Source organism: Cupriavidus sp. YR651 (genome assembly GCF_900101625.1).
In the GTDB taxonomy this organism is placed as follows: Bacteria; Pseudomonadota; Gammaproteobacteria; order Burkholderiales; family Burkholderiaceae; genus Cupriavidus.
This window is the reverse complement of the sequence record NZ_FMYZ01000014.1, coordinates 67,994-90,372: the sequence shown is the minus strand read 5'-3', so window position 1 is coordinate 90,372 and position 22,379 is coordinate 67,994. Positions and strand designations below refer to the sequence as shown.

Below are 22,379 nucleotides of genomic sequence, written 5' to 3'. Positions count from 1 at the left end.
CTCAAAAAGATTGCGAAAACATCATGACGATGTGGCTCTTCTTCGGACTCTGGATCGTTGTGTTGAGCACGGTCTGGTCGATGAACTTCATGCTGCGACGTGATCGCAATGTCGGCGACTAACGTCGCCGCTGCAGTCCATACCTGCCGGCTCATGGATTTAGAACTATCCCGATAGAGCCACCCGGGAATGCCAGCTAACCTGAGCGATAGACATCTCCTGCCTGCCGACCCGGCAGCACGTCGCACTAGCACCCCACACCGGCACCCCGCACACCATTTGAAGGCCCCCGATGACATTCCCATTACGTATTGCAGTGCTGGGTGGCCAGCCTGAGTCCGCGCTCGCCATGCAGCGGTGGCTGACCGACGCGAAGTTCATTTGCCAGGCCTTTTCCCACGTCAGCGATTTTCTTCAGGCCGGTCGCCTCGCAAACTTTGACGGCATCGTCATCGAGGATGCGCCGGCCGACATGCCCGGCATCGAAGTCGTCAATATGCTTCGCGGAAAGCTGGCATGCGATGCGCCGATCCTGATGATCACCCACCACGATAACGAGGAGGACATCGTTGCGGCGCTCGATGCAGGCGTTGACCACACGATGGTGAAGCCGTTGCGCGTTCGCGAACTCCTTGCCCGCATCACCTCGTCATGCCAGCGGCGTCCAAAGCGCCAGAACCGACTTCAGAAAGTGCCCAGCGCCGGCCCATATGAACTGAGTTCGTTCGGACGCTGCGCCAGCCTGCGCGGCAAGCGCATCTCGCTCTCGGCGATGGAGTACACGCTGGCCGCACTGCTGTTCTCCAATCCCGGCATCGTCCTGTCACGCGAGCAGATCGAACGCACCGTGTGGGGCCGCGAATTGCTCCCGACCTCGCGCGCATTACCGGGCATGATTTCGCGACTGCGCAGGGTATTGAACCTGCGGGCGGAGAATGGCGTGCTGCTCACCGTGGCGTATGGGCGCGGCTATCGCCTGGATGTCGCCGAGGTGCGGCAATCCGAGCTACCGCCGCAGACCACCGCGCCAATCCGGCACGCACCAGTCGACGCCAGCCAGCGCGCTCTCCATCTGCCGTAACCGACCTCCAGCCCGATCCCTCCTTATCAGCCCGATAGGAACATTTTTCCGGGCTTCACCCTTGCTTTTGTCTGATGTGTCAGTTATTGTTCAGGCAATAAAAACAGCGCGTATCCAGGCGGGCACGATGAGCCTTCTCAGCCGCCTGGTGTGCCCGGATTTCTCCGGGGAGCCTACGCGCCTCTTTTTTCGCCCATTTATCTGATGAGTCAGACAATGTTTAAGCAAACAAAAGATCAGGCGGACAGCCGCGTAGGCCGCATCAGTCACCGCAATCCGGGAATCAGCCGCCTTGCCGCGCCCGCCCTCTCGGTCCTGATGGCTGCGGTGCTCGCCGGCTGCGCCAACTACGCGGGCATCCATAGCGACAAGCACATGGAGGAGGCGAACCACTTTGCCTCCACGCAATCCATTCCTGCGGAACGAGGCCGCTGGCCTGCCGTCGACTGGGCCGACCAGTTTGGCGACGCGCAGCTCAAGGCACTTGTCGCCGAAGCCCTGCAGGGCAGCCCGACGCTGGAAAAGGCGCGCGCCCGGGTGGCCGCGGCCGTGGCGTTCAGCGAAACCGCCAACGCCAACACGTTGCCGCAAGTCGGCGCCGGGTATTCCTGGACGCGTCAGCGCCTGACGGAAAGTACCTTCATCCCGCCCGGCTTCGCGGGCTCCTGGCAGTCGGAAAACAAGGCGTTCCTCAGCGCCACCTATGAGCTGGACCTGTGGGGCAAGAATCGCGAGGCGCTGAAGTCCGCGGTCTCAACGGTGCATGCCACGGAAGCCGAGGCCGAACAGGTGAAGCTGACGCTCTCCAGCGCGACAGCCCGTGCCTATAACGAGCTCGCCCGCCTTTACGCGCTGCACGATATCGCGACCAACGAAGTCAGCCAGCGCCGAGATGTGCTGCGCGTGACCAACGGCCGCGTGACGATGGGGCTCGAAACCGAGGTGGAAAAGCGCACCGCCGAAGCCAATCTCGCGGCTGCGGAGGTGTCGGTGTCCGCCCTCGAAGGCAATATCCTGCGTACCCGCTACCAGCTCGGCGCGCTGCTCGGCCAGGGGCCCGACCGTGGCCTGGCCATCGCCCGCCCGGCACTGGGCGCCGGGGACGAAGTCCGTCTGCCCGACAACCTGCCCGCCGACCTCGTTTCGCGTCGTCCGGACATCGTCGCCGCGCGCTGGCGCGTCGATGCCACCACGCACGACATCAAGGTGGCCAAGGCCGAGTTCTACCCCGATATCAACCTGAGTGCCGCGATCGGTCTGGACGCCTTCGGCTGGGGCCGCTTCCTCCGCGCCGCCAGCCGTACGGCGTCGGCCGGTCCGGCGATCCACCTGCCGATCTTCGATGGCGGGGCGCTGCGTGCCCAGCTGAAGGGCCGCTATGCCGAGTTCGATTTTGCCGTCGCCAGCTACAACGACACGCTGATCGGCGCGCTGACCGACGTCGCGACGCAACTGTCTGACATCCGCGCCATCGACGCCCAGATCGTCAATGCGGAGCGCACCGATGTCGCCGCGCAGCGCGCCCTGACGCTGGCGCTGGCCCAATACAAGGCTGGCCTGACCACGCAGCTGACCGTGCTTAACGCGCAAACGAACGCGCTGGCCAGCAGCCAGGTCGTGACCAACCTGCGCATGACCCGGCGCGACCGCCAGATTGCCCTGGCCGCCGCGCTCGGCGGGGGCTACACCGAAGCCCCGGCATCGACCCAACAGGCGGCACTTGCCCGCTGACCCGTCCGCTCTATTCAAAACGATCCCGAACGAACTCACGCACAGGTGCCACCATGAACGATACGAACACGACCCCGGCCGCAACTGCTCCCGCGACGGCCACCGCCGCCAACGCCACCGCTAAAGCCGCCAACCCCGGCGCCGGCAAGCGCAAGCGCATGCTCGCCCTGCTGGGCCTCGCCACGGCCCTCGCCGCGGCGGGATATGGCGCGTACTACTACACCGTTGCCCGCTTCCATGAGGAGACCGATGACGCCTACGTCAACGGCAATCTCGTGCAACTGACGCCGCAGGTAACCGGCACGGTGATCGCCGTGAACGCGGACGACACGCAGATCGTCAAGGCCGGCGAGTCGGTGGTGACGCTCGACGATGCCGATGCCCGCATCGCACTGGCCAACGCCGAAGCCGCGCTCGGCCAGACCGTGCGGCAGGTCAGCGCGCTCTACGTCAACAACGGCGTCCTGGAAGCCACCATGCAACAGCGCCAGGCCGACCTGGCCCGCGCGAAGGACGACTTGCGCCGCCGCACGCAGGTGGCCGAAGCCGGCGCCGTGGCCGCGGAAGACGTCGCCCACGCCCGCGATGCGGTCAAGACCGCCGAGGCCGCACTCGAAACCGCGCGCCAGCAACTGGCGTCGAATCACGCGCTGACGGATCAGGCCACCGTGGCCGATCATCCGAGCGTGCAGGCCGCCGCCACCCGGGTGCGCGATGCCTACCTCGCCAACGCGCGCAACACCTTGCCCGCCCCCGTGACCGGCTACGTCGCGCGACGCTCGGTACAGGTCGGCCAGCGCGTGGCGCCGGGCAATCCGCTGATGGCCATCGTCCCGCTGGACGGCGTGTGGGTCGACGCCAACTTCAAGGAAGTTCAACTCAAGCACATCCGCATCGGCCAGCCGGTGGAACTGCATGCGGACCTCTACGGCGGCAGCGTGACCTACCACGGCAAGGTCGTGGGCTTCTCCGCGGGCACCGGCAGCGCGTTCTCCGCCCTGCCCGCCCAGAACGCCACCGGCAACTGGATCAAGGTTGTGCAACGCCTGCCGGTGCGCATCCAGCTTGACCCGGCCGAACTGCGCGCGCATCCGCTCCAGATCGGGCTGTCCATGCAGGTCGATGTGAACATCAAGCGCGATGGCTCACAGCTCGACAGCGCGCAGGCCAAGCCGACCCGCACCACGTACAGCACCGATGTCTTCCAGCGCCACGGGCAGGAAGCCGACCGCGAGATCGAACGGATCATCGCCAGGAACAGCCACGGCAAGGCGGGCGACGTCGCCATTGCAAGGCGCGGCGCGGCGGCCAGCGGCTCGTAACGCGCAGACCATGCGCAGACACTGCGCAGACCTCCCACAGACCCGCCACGACCCCACATTGCGGAGCGCAATATGTCGACCGAAGCCCAGACGCCCTTGACTCCTCCACCGCTCACCGGCGCAAAGCTGGTGATGGGTAGCTTTGCGGTGGCCCTGGCCACTTTCATGAACGTGCTGGACTCGTCGATCGCCAATGTGGCGATCCCGACGATCTCCGGCAACCTCGGTGTGTCGGTGGACGAAGGCACCTGGGTTATCACGCTGTTCGCCGCCGCCAACGCGGTGGCCATTCCGCTGACGGGCTGGCTCACCCAGCGCGTGGGCCAGATCCGGCTGTTCGTCGGCGCCATCCTGCTGTTCGTGCTGTCGTCCTGGCTCTGCGGCGTGGCGCCCAACCTGACCACGCTGCTGGCCGCCCGCATCCTGCAAGGCGCCGTGGCGGGTCCGCTGATCCCGCTGTCGCAGGCGATCCTGCTCGGTTCCTTTCCGAAGGAAAAGAGTACCCACGCGCTGGCCCTCTGGGCGATGACCGCCACGGTCGGCCCGATCGCCGGCCCGGCCCTCGGCGGCTGGATGACCGACAGCTATTCGTGGTCCTGGATCTTCTACATCAACGTCCCGGTCGGCCTGTTTGCCGCAGCCGTGACGTGGGCGATCTACAAGGATCGTGAAACCCCCGCGCGCAAGCTGTCAATCGACACCGTGGGCCTGGCGTCGCTGATTACGTGGGTCGCGTCACTGCAGATCATGCTCGACAAGGGCAAGGACCTCGACTGGTTCGCCTCGCCCGTGATCATCACGCTGGCCGTGGTCGCGCTGCTCAGCTTCCTGTTCTTCGTGATCTGGGAGCTGACCGAGCCGAATCCGATCATCGACCTGCGCCTGTTCAAGGGCCGCAATTTCCTGGCCGGGACGATTGCCATCTCGGTGGCGTATGCGTTGTTCTTCGCCAACCTGGTGGTGCTGCCGCAGTGGATGCAGCAATACCTGGCCTACCCGGCCGTCAACGCCGGCCTGGTGACCGCGCCGCTCGGCGTCTTCGCGGTGCTGCTGAATCCGCTGCTCGGCAAGCTCATGCCCAAGGCGGAGCTGCGCGTGCTGGCCACGCTGTCGTTCCTCGGGTTTGCGGCCGTGTTCTTCATGCGGTCCAACTACACGACCGGCGTCGATACGTTCACGCTGGTGCTGCCGACGCTGCTCCAGGGCATCCCGATGGCGCTGTTCTTCGTGCCGCTGACCGCGATCGTCCTGTCCGGCCTGCCGGCGGACAAGATTCCGGCCGCCGCCGGCCTGTCGAACTTCGCCCGGGTGTTCTGTGGCGCCGTGGGGACGTCGCTGGCCGCCACCGGCTGGAATGACCGTGCGGTGCTGCATCACGCCCGGCTGGTGGAACAGACGGGACCCAACAGTCCGCTGTATGGCGCCGCGCTGGAATCGATCCAGACCACGATGCATTTCACGCCCGGTCAGGCCGTGGCCTTCTTCGAGAAATCGCTGAACACGCAAGCCGTCATGCTCGGACTGAACGATATCTTCTGGATCTCGGGTGTGATCTTCATCGCCATCGTGCCGCTGATCTGGTTCACCCGGCCGATCCGGGGTGCCGTGTCCGGGGCCGCGGCTGGCGCGCACTAAACCTGCCATGCAAGGAGGCAATCATGTCGACACGACGCTTGTCGGGCAGCGTGGCCTTGTTGCGCTCCGGCCGCCTGAAGCGGAACCTGCAGCACGGGGCGACGGCCATCCTGCGCGAGTCCGCGCTGAATATCTCGCAATGGATCATCCTCTGCCATCTGCGCGAACGCGAGACCAGTACGCTGACGGAGATGGCGCAGGCCACGGATCACGATGCGGGGTCGCTCTCGCGCGCGATCTTCGCCCTGCGGCAACGCGGGCTGGTCACGGCGATGCCGGCCCGCGATGACCGCCGCAGCATGGTGCTGGCGGCCAGCCATGCGGGACGGGTGCTTTGCGATGGGATCGAAGCACAACTGACCGCCCGGCTGGACGGCCAGTTGCATGCCGCGCTGGGCCAGGAGGGCCTGCAGCAGTTGCTGACGCTCATGGACAAGGCGGCCACGGCGCTCGACGCAAACTGATCCGCCCGGGCGCCGCGGGCAGGATCAGCTGCCCACCGTCACGAACACCGGGTTCGAATAGAACCAGAGATCGTTGTAGTTGCGCGCGTTGATCGCGTTGAAGCGCGCCGCGTCTTCCGTCACCGTGGTCTTCTGGTCCGGCAGCGGGTTGCCGTCCTGGGTCTCGCCCGGCACGTTCATGCCGAGGTTGGTCCCGCGCAGGCGGAAATACTGGCTCCTGGCCGCCTTGTACGTATACGTCACAGTGTTGTAGCCATCCTTGTCCAGCTTCCAGTCCGCCTGGGTAAACGTGGCGATGACCTTGGTGGAGTCGTTCGTTTCCTTGCTGTAGCCCGGCGTGCCCGCCGCCGCGCGTGGCGTGACATCCCCGGCGATCAGGTCGATATGGTCCACCGTCGGCCTGACGTTGACGTTGATGCCGCTGTCGATCGGATACTGGTAATTGTTGTGGTCCGGGCTCTTGAACCGAATGGTCACCGTCACGGTATCGCCGGCGCTGGCCTTCAGCTCGCCGCCCATCTCGCTCTTGCCCGTGCCGCTGGCGATGTTGAAATCCAGTGCGTTGATCAGGTCCCCGAACACCGAGAACATCTTGCCCGAGCGGATGCCTTCCAGCACGCCCTTGATTCCGGTGTTCTTGTTGTCGATCCAGACATAGGTCCTGGCGTACTCGCCTGGGAAGTACCCGCTGCTGTTGGCGCCGATGGTCTTGAAGTGGTGATCGGAATCGGCCACGTTCCAGAACCGGCGGCCATCGCCGAGCAGTGCATCCCAGATGCCGCCGACCTGCGCCACCACGTAATCCACGCCGCCGTAGACGCGGTTCTTCAGGTTCGCATTGATGTAGGCCGTGGTGTAGCCGCCGCGGTCCGGCTCCATCTGGTTGCCGACCATGCCCTCCACGCCAAAGGCGATATTCGGGGCGGTATCGTTGAATTCGCGGTAATCGGCGGCGGTGTACTTGCCGGAATTTCGCGACGGGTGGTTGATCAGCGCGTAGCTGGTGTCGGGGTAGTTGTCACGCAGCCAGGCCACGGCCTTGACTGCATCGGCGTGCGTGGTAAAGGCACGCGCGCCCTTGGCGTTCCAGTTGGCCACGTCGACCGGGTCGAACTGGGTGTCCGGGCGGTTGGTGAAGAAGTACTCGAACTCATTGGCGGCCCGGGTGGCCGTGCCCAGCGGGGTGCCGCCGAAGATGCCCACGTTCATGTGGTCGTGCGTCGGCATGTCCCATTCGAAGGCCGAGAAGATCAGCTTGCTCACGTAGCTGCCATTGACCTGCAACTGGCGGACGGCCGGCATTTCGTACTGGGCCATGGCCTGCGAGTACGGCAGCGGGCCGCCGGCGATGGCCGCGCCATTCTGATCGCGCGTGGAGGGACGCAGGTGGTTGGATAGCGCCGTCCAGTCCAGGTTGTTCTTGACCAGCGCCTGATCCAGCACCGTCGCCAGCGGGCTCTGGGCATCGTCGGATTCGATCGTATGGACATGCAGATCGCCGGTCGTCCACTTGCCGGTGACTTCCGCCGTGGGCGTGGCCGGGTTGGGGGGTGTGCTAGTGGCGGGCGAGCTCGTCGCGTCGTCGCTGCCATTGCAGCCGTAGAAGCCGAAAGCGACGGCCAAGGCCGCCGCGATGCCGATCGCGGATTTAAAGTGATGCATGAAACTTCCCTGATAATGTATTGTTTTTATTGACCCATCTGACCGTGCGCCTTCGGCTCCGAGGGTCTGCCAGCCTGGCTGCGCCCTCAGCGTCCCAGCCGCACTGGCAAGGCTTTCTTCGGGCGCCGATGGTGGCCGATGTTCATGACAGGGAAGTGATGTTTTTCTTACCTTCAGATGTTCGTTTCATCTGTTGGAATGACTGGCGCCGGGTCCGCGGTTGCCCGCGCCAGCCATCCCGGTGCGTCAACGCTTCAAACCGCGCCGCGCGTTTCCACGTAGAGCGCGTAAAGCGAATGGCTGCTGGCCATGTACAGGCGATTGCGCTTGGCGCCGCCAAAGCACAGGTTCGGGCAGCGTTCCGGCAAGTGGATATGGCCGATTGCCTTGCCTTGCGGATTGAACACCCGCACGCCATCCAGCTTGGCCGGGTCCGCCCCGGGCGCGCCATTGCTGCCCCATCCCGCCCAGATGTTGCCGTCCACGTCGCACTTCATGCCATCCAGTGCGCCGGGGCCATTGGCATCGATCAGCCGGGTCTTGTTACCGAGACCGCCGTCCGCCGCCACGTCATAGGCCCAGACCACACGATAGGGCTGCGCGCGGGCCTCGATCACGTACAGCTTCTTCTCGTCCGGGGAGAAGCACAGCCCGTTGGGACCATTCAGGTCGCTGATGACCTGCGTGACGGTGTTGTCCTTCGGGTCGATGCGGTAGACCGCCTGCGGCAGTTCGGGCGTCGCCTTGTCGCCCTCCCAGTCGCCAGAGATGCCGAACGGCGGATCGCTGAACCAGATCGAGCCGTCCGATTTGCAGATGATGTCGTTGGGCGAATTGAATCGCTTGCCCTGATAGCGGTCCGCCAGCACGGTAATCGTGCCGTCGTATTCGGTCCGCGTGACGCGGCGCGTCAGGTGCTCGCAGCTCACCAGCCGGCCCTGCCTGTCGCGGCAGTGCCCGTTCGTGAAATTGGCCGGCGAGCGGAAGACGCTCCATTGGTTCGACGTTTCGTCGTAGCGGATGATGCGGTTGTTGGGAATGTCGGAGAACAGCAGGTAGCGGCCATCGCCAAACCAGACCGGGCCTTCCACCCAGCGGAACCCGGTGGCGACTTGTTCCACCGTCGAACTGAACAGGCGGTATTTGGCAAAACTCGGATCCAGGATCTCGATTGCGGCGTCCGGATAGCGCTGGCTGGGCTTGAAGTCGAAGGCCTGCGCCAGCACCGGCCCGCTGCCCGCCAACGTCGCGGCGGCCGCGCCAGCCTTCAGTAACAGCCGACGCTGAGTGTCGACTCCCGTGTTCACTTCGTTCATGCCTGTCTCCTGATTGTTGGTATGGGTCGCGGGAAGCCGGCTCATTTCTTGACGAAGACCCCACGACTTGTCAGACATCCTATGACACGAAACATGGATGATCAAGCGCAAAATCGGTGGTTTTCGTGATTTTTGCGTCATCTCGTACGACATCTGAGGCCAGCCAGCACGCCTCGTAGCGGCGTCGCGGTCAATGCCGCGCCGTGCTATGTCCCTCCCACAAGCACGGATAAGGGACAGTGATAAGGTGTGCTCATGCGCGTCTCCTTCCACGTACCTCGTACGCTCTCGGACGCCCGAAGCCCCTCCAACTCTCTCCAGCACCGCCCGACCGTCATGGCCAGCGCAATCCTCCTCGAAAACATCCACACCAGCGCCCAGCAACTGCTGGGGCGCCATCAGATCGACATCGCCACCCAGCCAAAGGCCCTGGCCGGCGAGCCGTTGTCGCAGGCCATCCGCGATCACGAGCTGCTCGGCATCCGCTCCGCCACCACGCTGACGGCGGAATCGTTCGCCAACGCCTCCCGCCTGCTGACGGTGGGTTGCTTCTGCATCGGGACCTCGCAAGTGGACCTCGGCGCCGCGGCTCACGCGGGCGTTCCGGTCTTCAACGCGCCGTTCTCGAACACGCGCTCGGTGGCCGAGCTCGTGATCGGCCAGACCATCATGCTGATGCGCCGCATTCCGGAGAAAAGCCGCTCGGCGCACCAGGGGCAGTGGCAGAAGACCGCCAAGGGATCATTCGAGATTCGTGGCAAGACCATGGCCGTGATCGGCTACGGCAATATCGGCGCGCAGGTCGGCATCCTGGCGGAAGCGATGGGCATGCGCGTGGTGTTCTATGACATCCGCCCTCGCCTGTCGATCGGCTCGGCCATGCCGGTGCACACGCTGGAAGATGCGCTGTCCCAGGCCGATGTGGTCACGCTGCACGTCCCGGCCACGCCGCAGACGCGCGGGCTGATGGGCCGCAAGGCGTTGGCCGCCATGCGCCCCGGCAGCATCCTGATCAATGCATCGCGCGGTACGGTGGTGGATATCAACGCGCTGGCGCAATTGCTGGACGACGGCCACCTGGCCGGCGCCGCCATCGACGTCTTTCCGGAGGAGCCGCGCAGCAACACGGACCCGTTCGTCTCCCCGCTGCAGGGCAAGCCCAACGTCATCCTGACGCCGCACGTCGGCGGCAGCACGGAAGAGGCGCAGGAAAACATCGGCGTGGAGGTGGCGACCAAACTGGTCAACTTCCTGGAAACAGGCGCCACGATCGGCGCGGTGAACCTGCCGGAGATCCAGCCGAATCCGCTGGAGGCGCCCGCGCGCATCCTGAACATCCACTACAACCGCCCCGGCACGCTGTCGCACTTCAACCAGGCGCTGGCGCAGATCGGCGCGAATATCGTGGCGCAGCAACTGCAGACCGAGGGCGACATCGGCTATGCCATCACGGATATCAGCCTGGTGCCGCCCGCCGGCTGGGCCGATGCGCTGATGCGCGATGAGGCGTTCATCCGCACGCGCGTGATTGCCGCCTGATCTCCGCCTGATTTTCCGGCCCCGACAGGGGCCACGCGATGCGCCCAAGGCCACCGGTATTCCCGGTGGCCTTTTCTTTTCGATAACCCGCCTCGGCTTGTGGTTTGCCGGCTGCATGCAGGCCGCGCATGGAGACGATGAAATCGGCGGATAGCGCGGCCCGCCCCGCGCAAACCTCGCGTATACCCCGCTCGGGCGCCTCCGCCGACGCAGTCATACTGAGGCGACAACCACCATGCGCCGGACTTGTTCGACCCGGCAGACATCCCAGGAGACCCCATGCAACGACGCCGCTTCTTCGCCATCGCCGCTGCCAGCCTGGCAGCCACGGCAGGCGCACTGCCCACCGTAGTCCAGGCTGCCGACGAATTCCCGACGCGCCCGATCCGGCTAATCGTGCCGTACGGCGCCGGCGGCGTGACCGACCAGGTGGCGCGCGCGCTGGCGGACGCCGCCGGGCGCGAACTGGGCCAGTCGATCATCGTGGAAAACAAGCCGGGAGTCAGCGGCACGCTGGGCGCCACGCAGATGGTGACCACGGAACCCGACGGCTACACGCTCAGCATGGCGCCGGTGGTGATTTTCCGGCTGCCGCACGTGCAGAAGATGCGCTATGACCCGCTGAAGGACCTGACCTATGTCTCCATGATCGCGGACTACAACTTCGCGGTGGCCGTGAAGAAGGACGCCAAATGGCAGACCATGCAGGAACTGGTGGACGAGGCCAGGGCCAGCAAGCGCGGCATCAGCTACGGCACCACGGGCATCTACGGCAGCCAGCACCTGACGATTTCCGAACTGGCGCGGGTCTCGCAGTCCAACTGGACCCATGTGCCCTACAAGGGCGATGCCGAGGCGATCACCGCGCTGCTGAGCGGTTCCTCCGACGTGGCGGTGTTGTCCAACACGCTGCTGCCGTATGTGCAAAGCGGGCAGATGCGCGTGCTGGCCACGCTGTCCGAGAAGCGCGCAGCGGATTTCCCCAACGCGCCGACGCTGAAGGAAATCGGCTACCCGGTCTGGTCGAACTCGCCGTTCGGCATCATCGGCCCGGCGGGGATGAAGCCTGCCGTGGTCAAGCGGCTCGACGAAGCGTTCCGCAATGCCCTGAAGGACCCCAAGCTGCTCAACGTGACGCGGCAATACGGCATGGTCACCAACTACATGGGGCCGGAACAATACGGGGCCTATGCGCAGAAGGCTTTCAAGAGCGAAGGCGAGATCATCTCCCGCCTGGCCGACGCCATGAAGAACCAGTAGTCAGCGCCTTGCCTGCCCCGGCCGCCGGGGCGGCTGCTGCGGGCTCGCACTGAAATGCGGGCCCGGCCCTTGTCCCGCCAGCGAGTCCTGCGGATTGCGCAGCGGGCAAGCCTTCAGGGACAGGCATCCACACCCGATGCACCCGTCCAGCTGGTCGCGCAGCATCGTCAGCGTGCGGATGCGGGCGTCCAGGTCCTCGCGCCACGCGGCGGACAAGCGGCGCCAGTCCGCCACCGTCGGCGCCTTGCCTTCGGGCAGTTTCCGGAACGCATCGGCAATCACGGCCAGTGGCAGCCCCATGCGCTGCGCCACGCGAATCACCGCCAGCCGGCGCAGCACGCCGCGCGGATAGCGGCGCTGGTTGCCGTCGCTGCGCGTGCTGGAGATCAGGCCCTTCGATTCGTAGAAATGCAGCGCGGACACCGCCAGTCCGCTGCGCGCCGCCACTTCGCCAACGGACAAGGGGTCGCGTGACCGCAGGGGGCGATCGGTAACGGGCGTGTTGGGATGGCGGGCCATGGCATCGGATGGGGGCGAATGCGGAAGGCGGCCATCGTACCGCACAAAATCGGCGGCAAACACGACTGGAATGCACCGCGCCAGACGGCATGTCGCCTGAGATCGAGGCGACGGCCGTGCTGCCGGAATGACCGCATCGGCCTCGCGCATGCCCGGCTTCGCGCAAGGCGCAGCACGATCTGCTGCCCGCCGATCCCGACCCGTCCGAATCCGGCAGCTTCTGCCGCCAGCCCGCGCCTAGAATCGTTCAAAACGCCGGGGGACGACAGGCCGCGGTGCCCTACAGGAGACGCGAGATGGACTTTTCGGAACACCAGGCCGTGGCGGGTGCCAACCCCGCCACCGACGGCACCAACGGCACCAACGCCAGCGCCGCCACCCCCGCTGCCACCCCCGCCAGCACCGGCCACGACAGTGACGCGCTGGAGACCCGCGAATGGCTCGACGCGCTGAGCGGCGTGTTCGAACATGCCGGCGCGGATCGGGCCGGGTTCCTGCTGAACCGCCTGACCGAGCATGCCAGCCATCTCGGGCTGGAGGCGCCCCACCCTTACTCCGCCTACCAGAACACCATCCCGCTGGCCGCGCAGCCGCCGTACCCCGGCGACCTCGCCATGGAGGAACGGCTGACCGCGATCATCCGCTGGAACGCGCTGGCGATGGTCGTGCGCGCCAACAAGGCGTACGGCGAACTGGGCGGCCACCTGGCCAGCTACGCGTCGGCGGCGGAGATCTTCGAAGTCGGCTTCCAGCACTTCTTCCGGGCCGACGATGGCAAGGGGATCGACCGCCGCAACGGCGACCTGGTGTACTTCCAGCCCCACTCGGCGCCGGGTGTCTATGCGCGGGCCTTCCTCGAAGGCCGCCTGTCGGAAGCGCAGCTCGCCAACTACCGCCAGGAAGTCGGCAAGGACGGCCTGTGCTCCTATCCACATCCGTGGCTGATGCCGGATTTCTGGCAGTTTCCGACCGGCTCGATGGGCATCGGCCCCATCAGCGCGATCTATCAGGCCCGCTTCCTGCGCTATCTGGCGGACCGTGGTCTCGCGCAAACGGTGGGCCGGCGCGTCTGGGGCGTGTTCGGCGATGGCGAGATGGATGAGCCTGAATCGCTCGCGGCGCTGTCGCTGGCCGCGCGGGAACGGCTCGACAACCTGACCTTCGTCATCAACTGCAACCTGCAGCGCCTGGACGGCCCGGTGCGCGGCAATGGCCAGGTCATCCACGAACTCGAATCGTTGTTTGCCGGCGCCGGCTGGAACGTCGTCAAGGTGATCTGGGGATCGGAATGGGATGCCCTGTTCGCGCGCGATACGCAGCATGCGCTGCTCAAGCGCTTTGCCGCGATGGTCGATGGCGAATACCAGAACCTCGGCGCCAAGGACGGCGACTACAACCTTTCGCACTTCTTCCATCAGGACCCTGAACTCAAGGCACTGGTCGCCGGCATGAGCCCCGCCGAGATCGACGGCCTGCGCCGCGGCGGCCACGACCTGCGCAAGCTCCATGCGGCGTTCCAGGCGGCGGCCTCGCATACCGGCCGGCCCACCGTCATCCTGGCCAAGACCAAGAAGGGGTTTGGCATGGGCAATGCCGGCGAATCGCGCATGACGGCGCACCAGCAGAAGAAGCTCGACATCGACGCCCTGCGCGCGTTCCGCCAGCGCTTTGCCTTGCCGATCGACGACGCCGCGCTGGCATCGATGGCGTTCTACAAGCCCGCCGACGACAGCCCGGAAATCGCCTACCTGCATGCGCGCCGGCGCGCGCTGGGCGGATACCTGCCGGCGCGCTCCGGTGCGTCGCCGGTGCTGCCGCTGCCGCCGCTCGGCCACTATGGCGCGTTCGCCCTGCAGCCCGATGACCGCGAGGTGTCCACGACAACCGGCGTGGTCCGCCTGTTCTCGAACCTGATCAAGGACAAGACCGTGGGACCGCGCGTGGTGCCCATCGTCGCCGACGAGGCGCGCACCTTCGGCATGGCCAACCTGTTCCGCCAGATCGGCATCTATTCGCCGCAGGGCCAGCTCTATGAGCCGGAAGACTCGGGATCGATGCTGTACTACAAGGAGAGCCGCGACGGCCAGTTGCTGGAGGAAGGCATCACGGAAGCCGGCGCGATGGCATCGTGGACGGCCGCCGCCACGTCTTACAGCGTGAACGGCGTGCCCATGCTGCCGTTCTACATCTACTACTCGATGTTCGGCTTCCAGCGCGTGGGCGACATGATCTGGGCTGCGGCGGACCAACGCGCCCGGGGCTTCCTGATCGGCGCCACGGCGGGCCGCACGACGCTGTCCGGCGAGGGCCTGCAGCACCAGGACGGCTCAAGCCAACTGGTGGCGGCAACGGTGCCCAACTGCCGCGCCTACGATCCCGCGTTCATCAGCGAGGCGGCCGTCATCATCGACCACGGCGCGCGCGCGATGCTCGAGGAACAGCGCGACGACTTCTACTACCTGACCGTCAACAACGAGAACTACGCGCAAGCGCCGCTGCCCGAAGGCGCGCATGCCGACGTCATCAAGGGGATGTACCGGTTCGGCACGCGCGGCCCCGACGATGCACCGGTGGCAGTCCGCCTGCTGGGCTCCGGCCCGATCCTGCGCGAGGTCATCGCCGCAGCGGAGCTGCTGGCCAGCGACTGGAACATCCACACGGAGATATGGAGCGTGACGAGCTTCCCCGAACTGGCGCGCGATGCACGCGAATGCGAGCGCCGGGCGCTGTTCGGCGGCGATGCCACCGCGCACAGCCACGTCCGCCACTGCCTGCCCGGCGATGCGCCGGTCGTGGCGGCCAGCGACTACGTGCGCGCCTACGCCCAGCTGATCGCGCCCTACGTCGACGCCCCCTATACGGCACTCGGGACCGATGGCTTCGGCCGCAGCGACACGCGCGGCGCACTGCGCCAGTTCTTCGAGATCGACCGCCACCATATCGTGGTGAGCGCGCTCCATGCGATCGACCGGGATCTGCATGCGCAGGCGCTGGCCCGCTACGACCTGCGGTTCGACGCCGAAGCGCCCTGGGCACGCTGACGCAAGCCGGCAATCTGATCGGCGGGTCCCATCGCCGGGACCCGCTGCCCGCCTCTCCTCTATAGCTCACCGCATTCCGCACCTTCCCCCCGCTTCCCCCACTTCCCGTTCCAGCGGCTTTGTCCTATCGTGATGGCTTCGCTCCCTCCCGAGACCCCTAGCCCATGCCCGCAAACAATCCCTTCAAGGCCGCGCTCGCGGCACGTCAGCCGCAGGTCGGCCTGTGGATCTCGATGGCCACGCCCTATCTGGCCGAGGTCTCCGCCACGGCGGGCTTCGACTGGTTGCTGATCGACGGCGAGCACGCGCCCAATGATGTCCGCAGCATCCTCGCCCAGCTCCAGGCGGTGGCCCCCTATCCGGCCGAACCGGTGGTGCGGGCCGTCTCCGGCGACGTGGCGCTGATCAAGCAGTTGCTCGACATCGGCGCCCGCACCTTGCTGATCCCGATGGTCGATACCGCCGAACAGGCCCGCCGGATGGTCAGCGCCACGCGCTACCCGCCGCAAGGCATCCGTGGCGTGGGCAGCGCCATCGCGCGCGCCTCGCAATGGAATGCGCGCGCCGATTACCTGGACGTGGCGAACGACGAAGTCTGCCTGCTGGTGCAGGCCGAATCCGTGACGGCCCTGCAGAACCTGGAGGCGATCTGCGCGGTGGACGGCGTGGACGGGGTGTTCATCGGGCCGGCGGACCTCGCGGCCTCGATGGGCCATCGCGGCAACCCGGGCCACCCCGAGGTGCAGGCCGCCATCGAACGCGCGATGAAGACGATCATCGCCAGCGGCAAGGCCGCCGGCACGCTGACGTCGAATGCCGCGGCGGGCCGCCAGTATTTCGATCTCGGCTGCACATTCGTGGCCACCGGCGTGGATGTGCTGGTCTATGCGCGGGCGGTGCGCGAACTGGCGAAAGCGTCGCGGGATGGCGGCAAGGGCGCCACCGTCGCAGGCAGCAGTGGATACTGAGGCGGTGCCCCGGGGCGTGTGCGTGCGGCAGGCCGGTGATTCGGGCCACGTCCGGGCGCCCCGGCTTCAGAACTGATCCAGCACGTCCTTGATGATGCCCTTGCGCAATTGGGCGGCCACCTCCAGATCCGCGGCGCTCAGCGTCGCCATCAGGTCCGCATAGACCAGCACGGGCGGAACCAGGCCCGCGCCGGCCGACTTGTCGATCGACGGATCCCAGAACGCCTCCAGCACTTCCACGGCGCCTTCCGGGTTCGGTCGCAGCTTGTGCTTCTGCGTCAGCCCCTGCATCGCCTGCGCCATGCGCGACGGGAACACGTAGAGCGTCTGCCGTTCAGGCCGCAGGCCGCCCACCATCGACTCGGCCGCCACCTCGCCGCCCCAGCTGGCGCCCAGGTCCGCCACACCCACGGATCGCCACCACTCCGGATTCGGTGCGCTGAAGCGGCGCGGCTGCAGCCGATGCCGCAGGATCGTCGGATAGTTGGTCACCCATTCGTCCAGCAACCGGTCCGGCGCCGTCAGGCGGCGGCGCTCCTCCTGGCGGGTCTCCAGCAGCCACCCGCGCGCGGCAAGCCCGTTGAACACGGCGCCGACGGAACCCAGCGCGATGCCGCTGACGCGCGCGATTTCGCGGTAGGTCGCCTGCAGCAATGCCGGCTCGCACAGCAAGGCAAACACCATGCGCTGGGAACTGGGATTGCCGCTGATGCGCACCGTCGGCCGCACCACGCTGTCCGGCGGCGTCTGGCCGCTGACGAAGACGAACAGATCGGGCGCATCCAGGTAGGTATTGCCGGCCGTATCGATGAATTGCAGCCCCATCTCCCGGCACTGGCCGGCGAGCGCCGGCGTCAGGTATGTGGTGACGAGCAGGCCCGGATCGCGCGCCGCCAACTGGGCCCGGACCACCGACAGATCCGCTGCGGTGCGAACCGAGCGGCGGCATTCCACCGCATAGCGATACGTGACAGTGCCGCGGCGCAGCGAAACCGCCGCCACCGGAGACGCCGCACCCTCGCGCCTGCCGCGCCGGATGCGCGCCGGTATGCCCGTCGTCCGGTGCAGCGCCGACAATGCGGCTTCCACCCAGTCGAAATCAACCGTCTTCTGGTCCATGGCAGCGTGGTCTTGTCGCCGTGAACTGGCGTCATGGAAGTTTGTAAACGTAGCTACGATCATGGACGAAAGCGCGGCGCTGTTCAACTTTTGGCGGTGTTCATACTGTCTGAACAACACAAAACCCTGAACAAGCTACGGGACCGCAGCAACCAGCCCTTGCTTCGCTGTGGTGTGACCGGCACAGACGCCGAGTCGTCGCGAAGTCGTCGCCAAGTCGTCGATATCCCACACGCGATTCAGGCGTCGCCTCCCTGTGGGCCGGCTGCGATGCACATATCGTGAAGGCACTTCCATCGTAAAAATCCGGCACTACACTATGGAAATCTGACATGGAATGCCCCGCCGGTCTCGACGCCCGAGAAGCGCCGCCCGGCCCACCGGGCGACTCACCGGACCCGGCGCCGAAACAGTCATGGCGTCGCGTAACGGTATCGCCACGGACCCGACTTTCCCTTGGGGCCCGTGGCGCGCGTCGCCCGCATGCCAACCACATGGCATGCGGGCGGCGCGTTTCCGCGTCTATCCCCGATACCCATCCGCTCGCGACAGATCTGAAGAAAATTTCCGACAGATGACGATGGCGCTTTGGTCATCGATCCGGTCCGTCATCTACAGTAGAGAAACGCGAAGACGGAGACCGTCATGGATGCACTGACCACTAAACTGGCCCGGCTTAGCCGCCATGCCCAGTTGTGTGCAGAGTCACTATCCGCCGCGGCCGCCGCGGCATCCGATCCGCAAGTGCGCGCCGTCCTGGCGCACCGCGCCAACATCCAAAGCTGCGCCGCCGCCGAGCTAGCCGTGCGGGCGGGCGCTTCCATCAGCGATCAGGAATCGTATCCGCCCACCGCCAGGCGGCGGGATACCGCGCTATCGCACGCGCCCCCGCCCACGGATGCCGGCGAACTTGTGCTGCTGCGCTACGCGGCGCAACAGGCCGGACACGCCGCCACGGAGTACGGTGCGCTGCTGCGCGAACCTCTGGCCGATCCGGACCTGCGCCTGCTGCTGGCGCACTACTACCGTGGGGCCACCGAGCTGCAACGCCTGCTGGAGCAACGCATCGTGGAATCCGCGCTCTCGCGTGGGCACGATCTCCCAGTGCGGCGCGCGAGCCCGCATCTGCACTGAGGGGCAGCGAAAGCTGCTCGCGCCGGCTCCGCGCGGCATACGCCCCGACTGACCGAGATGCTCAGACCTGAGGCATGGCCCGCACGTGCACAGGCATGCTGACCGGCCGTAACGTAGCCTGCGTGTGGGCGCTGAGTTCCTGCTGCGGCAAGTACGGGCGAATCACCAGCGCGACGTAGTCGTCATCCTTCGGCGATACCACCAGGTACACCAGACCCGACATCACCAGTGCCACCTCGCCGAGCTGCGCGGCAATGCGCGCGGCGATGAACCGTTGCAGCAGCACGGGGTCCACGCTGGCGTCGATCGCCAGCGCGGTCGTACAGATCGTCATCAGGCACTGCTCGACGGCGCGGCATACCACCACCACCTCGTCGAGCGCGTAGCCGGTGTGCGCCGCGCGGACGAGCACGGACACGCCCTCGCTGGTCGTGGCGCGGTGCCAGCCGGGTTTGATGCGGAAATCGGGAAGCGTCAGTTTGGAGCCCGCGTCATGGGCCACCGCGTTGAACTGCTGGGCGAAATCGCGCGGACTGATGGCTAGCAGTTGCTTTTCAACGGGCGTGGAGGAGACCGCCACCGATGAGGCCAGGCTCAGGGTGACCAGAACGGTGGTCAGATTCATCGTTACCTCCGTTGCTCGCAGGCCGGCAGGTCGCAAGCACGCAATTGCGCAATTGCGCGATTGCGGCCGGGCCGGCCTCGCTGCACGCCGCAAACCAAAGCATTTGGCGTTCCAGCCTCTGGCGGGCGAATCGACGTCATCAAGACGTATCGCGGGTCCCCTGTCGAAACTATAGGCGCCCGCATCGACTGGTGAAAACCCGCATTTGCCGCGCCGCCAGCGGGCATGCAACTTGCCGGTCGAGTCTGGAGACACCGAAGGCGTCGACCATGAACCCGCCCCATGAAAAATGCCCCGGCAGTTGAACTGCCGGGGCATTGATTTCGCGGATTGGGCCATCGGAGGTAGGTCTAAGCGGCGCCTTGTTCAGCCCTTTGATCAGTCTGCCTTATTCCGATGCCAGCACGCCGTAAGGTTGCACATGGATCTGGTTGACGACGTCGCTCACGCCATAGGTGTCGTCCGCGATGTCTTCCACCCGATACTTCACGCGCCGGTTGACGACCGATCCGGTCAGCGTCACCACGCCGGCGATCACTGTCACGGTCACCTCACTCACGTCCAGTTCCGGCGCGTGGGCCAGGCGTTCGCAGACTTCCTCGCGGATACGCTCGTCAGACCGCGTGTAGTTCTTCGGTCCGGTCGGGCGCGCATACTGTTCGCCCCGTGTATCGCGCTCGTATCCGTAAGCCGATACGCGCTCCTGGCCGTAGACCGGCTTGCCACGTGACCGTTGCCGGTCCGTGCGCACCGCGTCGCCTTCATATCCACTTTCGTAGCTGCCGCCCGTGCCCTGCCAGCGTTCCGGCGACCCCGGCACCTCGTCGCGCGAAGCACGCGCGCCAGCCGTGTAGCCATCCTCGTAGCCGGTGCTGTAGGCACTGACGTAACCACGCTCATGCGGCGAACTCTCGTCGCGCGCTTCGTCCTGGACCGAGCGACCCGGATAGTAGACCGTGGCATGGCGCGAACGCCATCCGTCACTCAATTGCGCCGTACGACCGCGTCGCCATGCGCCGTTGTCGCGGTCTTCGACGTTCCGCCAGGTATCGGTGTCGTACGGATTGCGCTCGCGGGTATTGCCGTAGCGACCGGCCGACAAGTCGCGGCGGCGCCAGTGATGATCGTCGCCCGGAACATGGCCATAGCCTTCCTCGTAGCCGCCGTAGCGCTGGTCCGGCCAACGGCGACGGCCGTAGTCGTCAGATCGGTTCATTGCGTCCCTCCTTGGGTGAGGGGCAGCACACGGCGGCCCCGATACCTAGGGGAACGGCAAGTTTCATACCGGGCGGCGCGGCGCACGGATGTGGCCCGGTGGCCACGCTCGGCGTGCAGTTTCTACAAGCCCTGCGCGCACGAATGGCGCTGGCATCCGCAGCGCCGCTGGCCGGGATGGCGCGTTCTTGTCGCCGAGTGCGGGCAGCGCGGCGGACTGACCCGCGTCTACTTGGGCGTCGCGTGCATCGCGCTGTCCGCGCTGTGTGGTGCAATCAGCCGCAAACCGCTGGCGATGGCCGCGACGCCGGCGAATCCCGCTCCGAGGGACAACGCGAGCGTCGGCCCATGTTTGCCGGCGATGCCGAACGACAACGCCACGAGCGCGGCACCCGTCGCCTGGCCCAGCAGCCGCGCGGTCGCGATCACGCCGCTCGCACCACCCGCCCGCTCACGCGGGGCGCTGGCCATCAGTGCCTTCAGGTTCGGCGACTGGAAAAAGCCGAAACCCGCGCCGCAGATCGCCATCCGAATGCCAATGTTGAGCACGCTCGCATCGGCCGGCATCATCGCCAGCGACACCATGCCCACCGACATGATGGCCAGCCCCACGCCACCGAGCAGCCCCGGTGGATAGCGGTCCGACAGCCGGCCGGCGATGGGCGCCATCAACGCCACCACGGCGGACCACGGGGTCATCAGGAAGCCGGTCTCGATCGGATCGCGGCCCAGCACGTGCTCGAAATAGAACGGCAGCGACACGAAGGCGAGCCCCTGCGCAGCAAACGAGCAGATGGCGGTGAGCGTGGACAGCGCGAACATCGGCCGCCTGAACAGGTCCACCGGCAACATTGGCGCGGGGTGTCCGCGCTCGCGACGCAGCAGCAGCACAAAGGCAATGGCAAATACCGCGGCGGCGGCCACGACATATTCCGTCGGCTCGCGCTGCACGCCCTCGCCCAACGCGAAGATCAGCGCGGCGAAGGTGATGACGTTGAGAATGGCTGCCACCGGATCAAAGCCGTGGCTGCTGCGTTTTGTCTGGGGCAACGAAGGCCACGCAATCGCCAGCGCCAGCAGGCCGATCGGCAGGTTCACGGCAAACAGCCACGGCCAGGGCCCGAGCGACAGGATGATCGACGCCACGGTCGGTCCCACGGCAAACGAAACCCCGACGACCAGCGCGTTGAGGCCGACGCCGCGTCCCAGCCGGTGGATCGGGAAGATGGCGCTGATCAGCGCCGTGTTGACACTCATGATGGCGGCGGCGCCGACGCCCTGCAGCACGCGTGCGGCGGCCAGCGACGGCAGCGACCACGCCATCGCGCAGACCACGGACGAGATGATGAACAGGATCACGCCGCCCAGGTAGATGCGGCGATGGCCAAGAATGCCGCCGAGCGCGGCAAACGGCAGCAGCGTGGCCACCATCGCCAGCTGATACGCATTGATGATCCACACCGAGGCCGCCGGGGTACTGTGGAGATCGGCCGCAATGGCCGGCAGCGCGGTGTTGGCGATGGCGGTATCGAGCGTGGCCAGCGCGACGGCGATCATGATGGCCGCCATGCCGCGCTTTTCGCGCGCGGTCATGGGGGTGTGCTGAGGCATGTGGGGCGAGGCGTCCGGGGTGGCGGGCTGCGGCGGGGTGGCGTTGTTCTGCACGGTCGGAGGTAGCGGGAAAGCGGTGGGGGCGATGGGGGCATCGGCGATCGGGCGACCCCGTCGGCCAGGCGGGCCGATATTGT

The 22,379-nt window shown here is 66.3% G+C and carries 17 protein-coding genes; 10 read left to right on the top strand and 7 right to left on the bottom strand.

Annotated elements, in window-relative coordinates; all coding sequences use genetic code 11:
* Positions 1-292: 292 nt before the first annotated feature.
* The 5 genes from BLR29_RS26960 (at position 293) to BLR29_RS26940 (ending at position 6,233) form a co-directional block, all read left to right on the top strand.
* Positions 293-1,081 carry a response regulator transcription factor gene (locus tag BLR29_RS26960; RefSeq protein WP_092141512.1) on the top strand — a complete coding sequence of 263 codons (789 nt, stop codon included), beginning with the start codon at positions 293-295 and terminating at the stop codon, positions 1,079-1,081.
* A gap of 318 nt (positions 1,082-1,399) precedes the next feature.
* Positions 1,400-2,812 (top strand): efflux transporter outer membrane subunit, encoded by a 1,413-nt coding sequence (locus BLR29_RS26955; protein WP_255371459.1) that lies wholly within the window; start codon positions 1,400-1,402, stop codon positions 2,810-2,812.
* Between the two features lie 53 nt (positions 2,813-2,865).
* Positions 2,866-4,134, top strand: coding sequence for an HlyD/EmrA/EmrK family protein (locus tag BLR29_RS26950; RefSeq protein WP_092141506.1), 1,269 nt, complete (start codon positions 2,866-2,868; stop codon positions 4,132-4,134).
* 72 nt (positions 4,135-4,206) lie between these two features.
* Positions 4,207-5,769 (top strand): DHA2 family efflux MFS transporter permease subunit, encoded by a 1,563-nt coding sequence (locus BLR29_RS26945; RefSeq protein WP_092141503.1) that lies wholly within the window; start codon positions 4,207-4,209, stop codon positions 5,767-5,769.
* A gap of 23 nt (positions 5,770-5,792) precedes the next feature.
* Entirely contained in the window at positions 5,793-6,233 is a 441-nt protein-coding gene (locus BLR29_RS26940) for a MarR family winged helix-turn-helix transcriptional regulator (protein WP_092141500.1), read from the top strand.
* A gap of 24 nt (positions 6,234-6,257) precedes the next feature.
* On the opposite strand, the gene BLR29_RS26935 is transcribed toward BLR29_RS26940, so the two are convergent.
* On the bottom strand, positions 6,258-7,895 hold the full coding sequence (locus BLR29_RS26935) for an S-layer protein (protein WP_092141497.1): 1,638 nt from the start codon (positions 7,893-7,895) through the stop codon (positions 6,258-6,260).
* A gap of 254 nt (positions 7,896-8,149) precedes the next feature.
* Positions 8,150-9,211, bottom strand: coding sequence for an SMP-30/gluconolactonase/LRE family protein (locus BLR29_RS26930; protein ID WP_092141494.1), 1,062 nt, complete (start codon positions 9,209-9,211; stop codon positions 8,150-8,152).
* A 336-nt stretch (positions 9,212-9,547) separates the two neighbouring features.
* Here BLR29_RS26930 and serA point away from each other — a divergent pair, with 336 nt between their 5' ends.
* Positions 9,548-10,750: a phosphoglycerate dehydrogenase gene (gene serA / locus BLR29_RS26925; protein WP_092141491.1), complete on the top strand. Its 1,203-nt coding sequence runs from the start codon at positions 9,548-9,550 to the stop codon at positions 10,748-10,750.
* Between the two features lie 279 nt (positions 10,751-11,029).
* Positions 11,030-12,010 carry a tripartite tricarboxylate transporter substrate binding protein gene (locus BLR29_RS26920; protein WP_092141488.1) on the top strand — a complete coding sequence of 327 codons (981 nt, stop codon included), beginning with the start codon at positions 11,030-11,032 and terminating at the stop codon, positions 12,008-12,010.
* Here BLR29_RS26920 and soxR read toward each other — a convergent pair whose 3' ends face one another.
* Positions 12,011-12,529: a redox-sensitive transcriptional activator SoxR gene (gene soxR / locus BLR29_RS26915; protein ID WP_092141619.1), complete on the bottom strand. Its 519-nt coding sequence runs from the start codon at positions 12,527-12,529 to the stop codon at positions 12,011-12,013.
* Between the two features lie 296 nt (positions 12,530-12,825).
* Between soxR and mdeB the strand changes: the two genes are divergently transcribed.
* A complete protein-coding gene (gene mdeB / locus BLR29_RS26910; protein ID WP_092141485.1) occupies positions 12,826-15,570 on the top strand; it encodes an alpha-ketoglutarate dehydrogenase in 2,745 nt (914 codons plus the stop codon).
* 164 nt (positions 15,571-15,734) lie between these two features.
* Positions 15,735-16,538, top strand: a complete 804-nt coding sequence (hpaI, locus tag BLR29_RS26905) for a 4-hydroxy-2-oxoheptanedioate aldolase (RefSeq protein ID WP_092141482.1) — start codon at positions 15,735-15,737, stop codon at positions 16,536-16,538.
* Between the two features lie 66 nt (positions 16,539-16,604).
* On the opposite strand, the gene BLR29_RS26900 is transcribed toward hpaI, so the two are convergent.
* Positions 16,605-17,657 carry a type IV toxin-antitoxin system AbiEi family antitoxin gene (locus tag BLR29_RS26900; protein WP_176861072.1) on the bottom strand — a complete coding sequence of 351 codons (1,053 nt, stop codon included), beginning with the start codon at positions 17,655-17,657 and terminating at the stop codon, positions 16,605-16,607.
* A gap of 645 nt (positions 17,658-18,302) precedes the next feature.
* On the opposite strand from BLR29_RS26900, the gene BLR29_RS26895 reads away from it, so the two are divergent.
* Positions 18,303-18,791 (top strand): hypothetical protein, encoded by a 489-nt coding sequence (locus BLR29_RS26895; RefSeq protein ID WP_092141476.1) that lies wholly within the window; start codon positions 18,303-18,305, stop codon positions 18,789-18,791.
* A 61-nt stretch (positions 18,792-18,852) separates the two neighbouring features.
* Here the strand turns inward: BLR29_RS26895 and BLR29_RS26890 are convergent, their stop codons facing one another.
* The 3 genes from BLR29_RS26890 to BLR29_RS26880 all read right to left on the bottom strand — a co-directional run bounded on the left by BLR29_RS26890 (position 18,853) and on the right by BLR29_RS26880 (position 22,224).
* Entirely contained in the window at positions 18,853-19,416 is a 564-nt protein-coding gene (locus BLR29_RS26890; protein WP_092141473.1) for a malto-oligosyltrehalose synthase, read from the bottom strand.
* A 388-nt stretch (positions 19,417-19,804) separates the two neighbouring features.
* Positions 19,805-20,632, bottom strand: coding sequence for a BON domain-containing protein (locus BLR29_RS26885; RefSeq protein ID WP_092141470.1), 828 nt, complete (start codon positions 20,630-20,632; stop codon positions 19,805-19,807).
* A gap of 227 nt (positions 20,633-20,859) precedes the next feature.
* Positions 20,860-22,224: an MFS transporter gene (locus tag BLR29_RS26880; protein WP_092141467.1), complete on the bottom strand. Its 1,365-nt coding sequence runs from the start codon at positions 22,222-22,224 to the stop codon at positions 20,860-20,862.
* Between the last annotated feature and the right edge of the window lie 155 nt (positions 22,225-22,379).